2 protein-coding genes are annotated in these 1,165 nt (G+C 45.1%); both read left to right on the forward strand.

From position 1 onward, the window contains the following. The coding region (locus A3774_RS17080; RefSeq protein ID WP_231867942.1) for a hypothetical protein at positions 1–336 on the forward strand (336 nt) is incomplete at its 5' end. Between the two features lie 244 nt (positions 337–580). Next, complete coding sequence (locus A3774_RS15960; RefSeq protein WP_067870033.1) at positions 581–1,090, forward strand: DUF6653 family protein; 510 nt, start codon at positions 581–583, stop codon at positions 1,088–1,090. Positions 1,091–1,165 lie beyond the last annotated feature (75 nt).

Genomic DNA, 1,165 nt, shown 5'->3' on the forward strand with positions numbered 1-1,165 from the left:
TTATTCTTAATGTTCAGGCCTTCACCATGTATCAGCCATTACGCTGACCGTTGGGCTACTATGCCGTCTGCTGACTTCTGCTTAATCACTGGCAAAGTTACCTCTGCCAGCGCTATCGGTTTGTATCTAGTTCGCTCTCCACTGGCGATACATTCAGCGGAGCCAAGGCACTTATTGACCAGAGCCTTACTGGTGGTTTACCGATCGCTTGTTAAGCAGATCTCCCCAGATAAGAGCATGAACTGTCCCTGCGCAACTGCATCATTTACGGTGGCCGTTAGATCACACGGCTTCGTTGTCTTGTGCCAACTCGCCTCCAGCCTACGCCTCATATGATGTTCTTGTTCATCAGCTCGCAGTTTTGCGTCAGGCTTCCTTTAGACCGTCCCTCGCAGGTTGGCCCTTGCCATTCGCTAGTAGTTATCATCTAATAAACGATATAAATCGCTATGGATGGTGACCTTCCTACAGAGGACTTTCACCTCATTAGTTCATACCCATGCTGGGCGTACACAAGGCCATGCAGCCGACGCTCGTTCCTCACGCGGCTGATGGCGACGTTATGTTTCCAGGAGTAAACATGGACATTCTTAAGTACGCTGAAAAAAGCATGTCAATGAGCGACGAAGTTTGGAGTAGGCATTCTAATCCATGGAGTGTTTATACTAGATTTACAGCGTTGCCAATAATATCTGTTTGCTTTTGGTCTAGAGATTGGATTGGAATTTATTCTATTGTTCCTGTGGTATTGTCTTTTCTTTGGGTATGGCTAAATCCTCGCTTGTTCAAGCCGCCAACTAAAACAGATAATTGGGCGTCAATGGGAACATTTGGAGAGCGTATTTATCTCAATCGTAAGAATGAGTGTATTCCTAAGCACCAAATAAATGTTTGTCGCATTCTACAAGCATTGTCTACTATAGGCCTCCCAATATTCGTATATGGTATTTATGCTCTAGACTTTTGGGTTTTGATCCTTGGCAATTTCTGGATAATGGTTTTTAAAGCATGGTTTGTAGATCGAATGGTGTGGTTATACCTGGATATGAAAGATACTAATAATGTCTATGAATCGTGGTATAAAACATAATCGGGTAGCCGAGGGTCTCTAACCCTCAGCCCCCACAACACCCTGCATGCGGATCCGCACAGGGCGTTTCACTGA

This window comes from Neptuniibacter marinus (assembly GCF_001597725.1).
Taxonomy (GTDB): domain Bacteria; phylum Pseudomonadota; class Gammaproteobacteria; order Pseudomonadales; family Balneatricaceae; genus Neptuniibacter; species Neptuniibacter marinus.